Consider the following 6,000-nt stretch of genomic DNA (forward strand, 5'->3'; position numbering starts at 1 on the left):
TAGACCCTTCGACGCCTGATGATTTCAGGCGTCGAACCCAATTTTGATGCCGGCCCCGCTTTTCTGTAGGAGCGAAGCTTGCTCGCGAAGGTGTGTCAGTCACCGTGATGTCGACTGACACACCTTCGCGAGCAAGCTTCGCTCCTACCCAAGTCTTCAAAAGGCCGGGCCGGTTTATTTTCCTCAAAGAGTTTAGAGAAAGGAGTGACACCATGCTGGTGATGCGCCCCGCGCAAATGGCTGATCTGGGCGAGGTACAGCGTCTGGCTGCGGACAGCCCGATTGGTGTCACTTCCTTGCCGGATGACGTTGAACGCCTGAGCGACAAGATCGCCGCGAGCGAAGCCTCGTTCGCTGCCGAAGTCAGCTTCAACGGTGAAGAGAGCTATTTCTTCGTCCTCGAAGACACCGCCACCGGCAAACTGGCCGGCTGCTCGGCCATCGTCGCCTCGGCCGGTTATTCCGAGCCGTTCTACAGCTTCCGCAATGAAACCTTCGTGCACGCCTCCCGCGAGCTGAAGATTCATAACAAGATTCACGTGCTCTCCCAGTGCCACGACCTGACCGGCAACAGCTTGCTGACCAGTTTCTACGTGCAGCGCGAGTTGGTGGGTTCGCCGTGGGCCGAGCTCAACTCCCGTGGCCGCTTGCTGTTCGTGGCCAGCCATCCGGAGCGCTTTGCCGATTCCGTGGTGACCGAGATCGTCGGTTACAGCGATGAAAATGGCGACTCGCCGTTCTGGGACGCCATCGGTCGCAACTTCTTCGACCTCAACTACGCCGAAGCCGAGCGTCTGTGCGGTCTGAAGAGCCGCACGTTCCTCGCCGAGCTGATGCCGCATTACCCGATCTACGTGCCGTTGCTGCCGGACTCCGCGCAAGAAGCGATGGGCCAGGTGCACCCGCGGGCGCAGATCACTTTCGACATCCTGATGCGCGAAGGCTTCGAGACCGATCACTACATCGACATTTTCGACGGCGGCCCGACGTTGCATGCGCGTGTTTCGGGGATCCGTTCGATCGCCCAGAGCCGTGTCGTGCCGGTGAAAATCGGCGAGCCGGTCAAAGGCGCCGGTCGTCAGTACCTGGTGGCCAATGCGCAGTTGCAGGATTACCGCGCCGTGTTGCTCGAGCTCGATTACGCGCCGGGCAAACCCGTGACCCTGGATCTGGAAGCGGCCGAAGCCCTGGGCGTCGGTGAAGGTGCAAGCGTGCGCCTGGTGGCGGTTTAACGCCTGCTTTTCAACCTAGAAAGCAGCAAGTGTTTCGCGGGTGGCGCAAGCGGCCCGTTTGAGGAGATAGCATGATCGTTCGTCCCGTACGCAGCAGCGATTTACCCGCTCTGATCGACCTGGCCCGTAGCACCGGCACCGGCCTGACCACCTTGCCGGCCAACGAAGAGCGTCTGGCCCATCGGGTCGGCTGGGCCGAGAAGACCTTTCGCGGCGAGGCCGGGCGCGGCGATGCGGACTACCTGTTCGTCCTCGAAGACGACAACGGTCGTGTGGTGGGCATTTCCGCCATTGCCGGCGCCGTCGGCCTGCGTGAGCCCTGGTACAACTTCCGGGTCGGCCTGACGGTCAGCGCTTCGCAAGAGCTGAACATCTACCGCGAAATCCCGACGCTGTTTCTGGCCAACGACCTGACCGGCAACTCGGAATTGTGCTCGTTGTTCCTGCACGCCGATTTCCGCACCGGCCTCAACGGTCGCATGTTGTCCAAGGCGCGAATGCTGTTCATCGCCGAGTTCCCGCAATTGTTCGGCAACAAGATCATTGCCGAAATGCGCGGTGTCTCCGACGAAGCAGGGCGTTCGCCGTTCTGGGAAAGCCTGGGTCGACACTTCTTCAAAATGGAATTCAGCCAGGCCGATTACCTGACCGGTGTGGGCAACAAGGCGTTCATCGCCGAACTGATGCCGAAGTTCCCGCTGTACACGTGCTTCCTGTCGCCGGATGCACGTAACGTGATCGGTCAGGTTCACCCGGACACCGAGCCGGCGCTGGCCATGCTCAAGAGCGAAGGTTTCAGCTACCAGGGCTACGTCGACATTTTCGACGCCGGCCCGGCCATCGAATGCGAAACCGGCAAGATCCGCGCCGTGCGAGACAGTCAGGCGCTGGTGTTGGCCGTTGGCACGCCGGGTGACGACGCCACGCCATTCATCATTCACAACCGCAAGCGCGAAGACTGCCGGATCACTGCCGCTCCCGCACGTCTTGCCGCCGGTACGCTGGTGGTCGATCCGCTGACCGCCAAACGTCTTCAACTCAACGCCGGCGATCAAGTGCGCGCCGTTCCGTTGTCTGCTGCTCGGGAGTCGAAATAATGAATTCGCTATACATCGCAGGTGAATGGCTGGCCGGTCAGGGTGAAGCCTTCCAATCGTTGAACCCGGTGACCCAGCAAGTGCTGTGGGCCGGCGAGGGCGCTACCGCCGCTCAGGTTGAGTCCGCCGTGCAAGCCGCGCGTCAGGCGTTTCCGGGGTGGGCCCGTCGTACTTTGGAAGAACGTATTTCGGTGCTGGAAGCCTTTGCTGGCGCGCTGAAAAACAACGCTGACGAGCTGGCGCGTTGCATCGGTGAAGAAACCGGTAAACCGCTGTGGGAAGCGGCGACTGAAGTGACCAGCATGGTCAACAAGATTGCGATTTCGGTGCAGAGCTACCGCGAACGTACCGGCGAGAAGAGCGGCCCGCTGGGCGACGCCACCGCCGTATTGCGCCACAAGCCACACGGCGTGGTCGCGGTGTTCGGTCCTTACAACTTCCCTGGTCACTTGCCCAACGGTCACATCGTGCCGGCGCTGCTGGCCGGTAACAGCGTGCTGTTCAAACCGAGCGAGCTGACCCCGAAAGTCGCCGAACTGACGGTCAAGTGCTGGATCGAAGCCGGCCTGCCAGCCGGCGTGTTGAACCTGCTGCAAGGCGCTCGCGAAACCGGTATCGCCCTGGCGGCGAACCCGGGCATCGACGGTCTGTTCTTCACCGGTTCGAGCCGTACCGGCAATCACCTGCACCAGCAGTTTGCCGGTCGTCCGGACAAGATCCTCGCGCTGGAGATGGGTGGTAATAACCCGCTGGTGGTCGATGAGGTCGCTGATCTGGATGCAGCGGTGTACACCATCATTCAGTCCGCTTTCATTTCTGCCGGTCAACGTTGCACCTGTGCCCGTCGCTTGCTGGTGCCGCAGGGCGCCTGGGGCGACACGTTGCTGGCGCGTCTGGTGGCGGTCAGCTCGACGATTGAAGTCGGTGCGTTCGATCAGCAGCCAGCGCCGTTCATGGGCTCGGTGATTTCCCTTGGCGCGGCAAAAGCGCTGATGGATGCGCAGGAACATCTGCTGGCCAATGGCGCCGTGGCGTTGCTGGAAATGACTCAGCCTGAGGCACAAGCCGCGTTGCTGACCCCAGGTATTCTGGACGTGACCGCCGTTGCCGATCGTCCTGACGAAGAGCTGTTCGGCCCGTTGCTGCAAGTGATCCGCTACGCTGATTTTGAAGCGGCCATCGCTGAAGCCAACGACACCGACTATGGCCTGGCGGCCGGTTTGCTGTCGGATTCCGAAGCGCGTTATCAGCAGTTCTGGCTGGAAAGCCGTGCCGGTATCGTCAACTGGAACAAACAGCTGACCGGTGCTGCGAGCAGCGCACCGTTCGGCGGCGTCGGCGCCTCGGGCAACCACCGCGCCAGCGCCTATTACGCGGCAGATTACTGCGCGTACCCGGTGGCCTCGCTGGAAACGCCGAGCCTGACGTTGCCAGCGGCCCTCACGCCAGGCGTGAAGATGGCGTAGCGCCCATTCGCGGGCAAGCCTCGCTCCTACGGATCCCATTGAACCTGTAGGAGCGAGGCTTGCCCGCGATGGCCGCAACGCGGTCGTACTGAATAGTTACTGAAGCCTATAAAAACAGATTCTCGTGGAGCCTCGCTGATGAAATCCTATGAAGTCAATTTTGACGGTCTAGTGGGGCCGACCCATAACTACGGCGGCCTGTCCTACGGCAACGTCGCGTCCCAGAGCAACAGCCAGCAGTCTTCGAACCCGAAGGAAGCTGCGCTGCAAGGCCTGGCGAAAATGAAAGCGCTGATGGAAATGGGCTTTCAACAAGGCGTTCTGGCCCCGCAAGAGCGTCCTGATGTCGCCGCCCTGCGTCGCCTGGGCTTCAGCGGCACCGACGCGCAAGTGATCGAGCAAGCGGCGAAAGACGCGATGCCGTTGCTGGTCGCCAGTTGCTCGGCGTCGAGCATGTGGGTGGCCAACGCCGCCACGGTCAGCCCGAGCGCTGATACCGCCGACGGTCGCGTGCATTTCACCGCCGCCAACCTCAACTGCAAATACCACCGCAGCATCGAGCACCCGACCACCAGTCGTGTACTGGGTGCAATGTTCGCTGATCAGAAGCACTTCGCTCACCACGCGGCGTTGCCGGCCGTGGCGCAATTCGGTGACGAAGGCGCAGCCAACCACACGCGTTTCTGCCGTGAATACGGTGAAGCCGGCGTCGAGTTCTTTGTGTTCGGTCGCAGCGCGTTCGATAACCGCTACCCGGCACCGCAGAAGTACCCGGCGCGCCAGACCCTCGAAGCCTCGCAAGCCGTTGCTCGTCTGCACGGCTTGAGCGATGACGGCGTAGTCTACGCCCAGCAGAATCCTGCGGTGATCGATCAGGGCGTGTTCCACAACGACGTGATCGCGGTGGGTAACGGCGAGGTGTTGTTCTATCACGAGGACGCGTTCCTCGACACCGAACAGATGCTGGCCGAGCTGCAAAGCAAACTCGCCAAGGTCGGCGGCAAATTCCAGTCGGTGTGCGTACCCCGTTCGGCGGTTACCGTTGAAGACGCGGTGCGTTCCTACCTGTTCAACAGCCAGTTGCTGTCGCGTCCTGACGGCTCGATGCTGTTGATCGTGCCGGAAGAGTGCCGTGGCAACGAACGCGTCTGGCAGTACCTGCAAAGCCTGACCAGTTCCGGCGGCCTGATCCGCGAAGTCAAAGTCTTCGATCTGAAGCAAAGCATGCAGAACGGCGGTGGCCCGGCGTGCCTGCGCTTGCGTGTGGCACTGAATGAAACCGAACTGGCGGCCGTCAACCCAGGGGTTATCATGACGGCACCGTTGTACGGCACGCTGACCGAATGGGTCGAAAAGCACTACCGCGACCGCATGGCCGAAACCGACCTTGCGGACCCGCAATTGCTGCTTGAGTGCCGGACGGCACTGGATGAACTGACGCAAATCCTTAAACTGGGCGCGGTTTATCCATTCCAGATCAATTGAACGTCGAGAGCGTAAAACACATGAGCGATACCCTGCAGCTGATCCTTGAAGACACCGACGGCACGCAACTGGAAACTTCCTGCACCCGCGTCGCTGTCATTTGGCAAGGCAAAGAGCTGTGGATTCAGCACGATGGCCGCGGCCAATTGCTGATCGGCGTGGACGTCGAAGAAGGTGACGCTGAATACGCCAACCTGCTGCTGCGCCCATTGGCGACTAATCTGGTAAGTCTGCAACTGGAAATGGAACCGGCTGAAGTCGGCGACGAAGACCACGTGCACGGCCCGGATTGCGCCCACGACCACTAAGGAAACCGCTCTATGCTCGCCCTCGGCAAACTGCTTGAACTGACCCTCGCCGGCCGCGAACCGGCGGAGAAGACTCAACTGACTGTCGAAGGCGTACGCATGCGCTGGTTGAGCGAAGGTGCGCTGGAAGTCCGGCCACCTGAAGCTCGTGACAATGGCCTGGACCTGCTGCTGTCAGCCGGGATCCATGGCAACGAAACAGCGCCGATCGAGTTGCTTGATCGCCTGTTGCATGACATCGCTCGCGGCGACTTGAAGCCGCGCGCACGTATTCTGTTCCTGTTCGGCAACCCGGAAGCGATTCGCAAGGGCGAGCGCTTTATCGAGCAGGACGTCAATCGGCTGTTCAACGGCCGTCACGAACAAACCAGCGGCTCTGAAGCCCTGCGCGCGTGTGAACTGGAGCGTCTGG

6 protein-coding genes are annotated in these 6,000 nt (G+C 61.2%); all 6 read left to right on the top strand.

Annotated elements, in window-relative coordinates; translation table 11 throughout:
• Positions 1–212: 212 nt before the first annotated feature.
• Positions 213–1,232 carry an arginine/ornithine succinyltransferase subunit alpha gene (aruF, locus tag KGB27_RS22960; protein WP_008033116.1) on the top strand — a complete coding sequence of 340 codons (1,020 nt, stop codon included), beginning with the start codon at positions 213–215 and terminating at the stop codon, positions 1,230–1,232.
• Between the two features lie 71 nt (positions 1,233–1,303).
• On the top strand, positions 1,304–2,329 hold the full coding sequence (gene astA, locus KGB27_RS22965; protein WP_207285408.1) for an arginine N-succinyltransferase: 1,026 nt from the start codon (positions 1,304–1,306) through the stop codon (positions 2,327–2,329).
• Positions 2,326–3,795: a succinylglutamate-semialdehyde dehydrogenase gene (gene astD / locus KGB27_RS22970; RefSeq protein WP_192227969.1), complete on the top strand. Its 1,470-nt coding sequence runs from the start codon at positions 2,326–2,328 to the stop codon at positions 3,793–3,795. The genes astA and astD overlap by 4 nt, the downstream gene beginning before the upstream one ends.
• A 138-nt stretch (positions 3,796–3,933) precedes the next feature.
• Positions 3,934–5,280 (top strand): N-succinylarginine dihydrolase, encoded by a 1,347-nt coding sequence (astB, locus tag KGB27_RS22975; RefSeq protein ID WP_008033110.1) that lies wholly within the window; start codon positions 3,934–3,936, stop codon positions 5,278–5,280.
• 20 nt (positions 5,281–5,300) lie between these two features.
• Entirely contained in the window at positions 5,301–5,588 is a 288-nt protein-coding gene (locus KGB27_RS22980; protein ID WP_008033108.1) for a hypothetical protein, read from the top strand.
• Positions 5,589–5,600: 12 nt separating this feature from the next.
• Positions 5,601–6,000, top strand: a 400-nt coding sequence (locus KGB27_RS22985; protein ID WP_223556480.1) for a succinylglutamate desuccinylase/aspartoacylase family protein, incomplete at its 3' end; no start/stop codon positions are given.

This window comes from Pseudomonas sp. BF-R-01 (assembly GCF_019946615.1).
Lineage (GTDB): Bacteria > Pseudomonadota > Gammaproteobacteria > Pseudomonadales > Pseudomonadaceae > Aquipseudomonas > Aquipseudomonas migulae.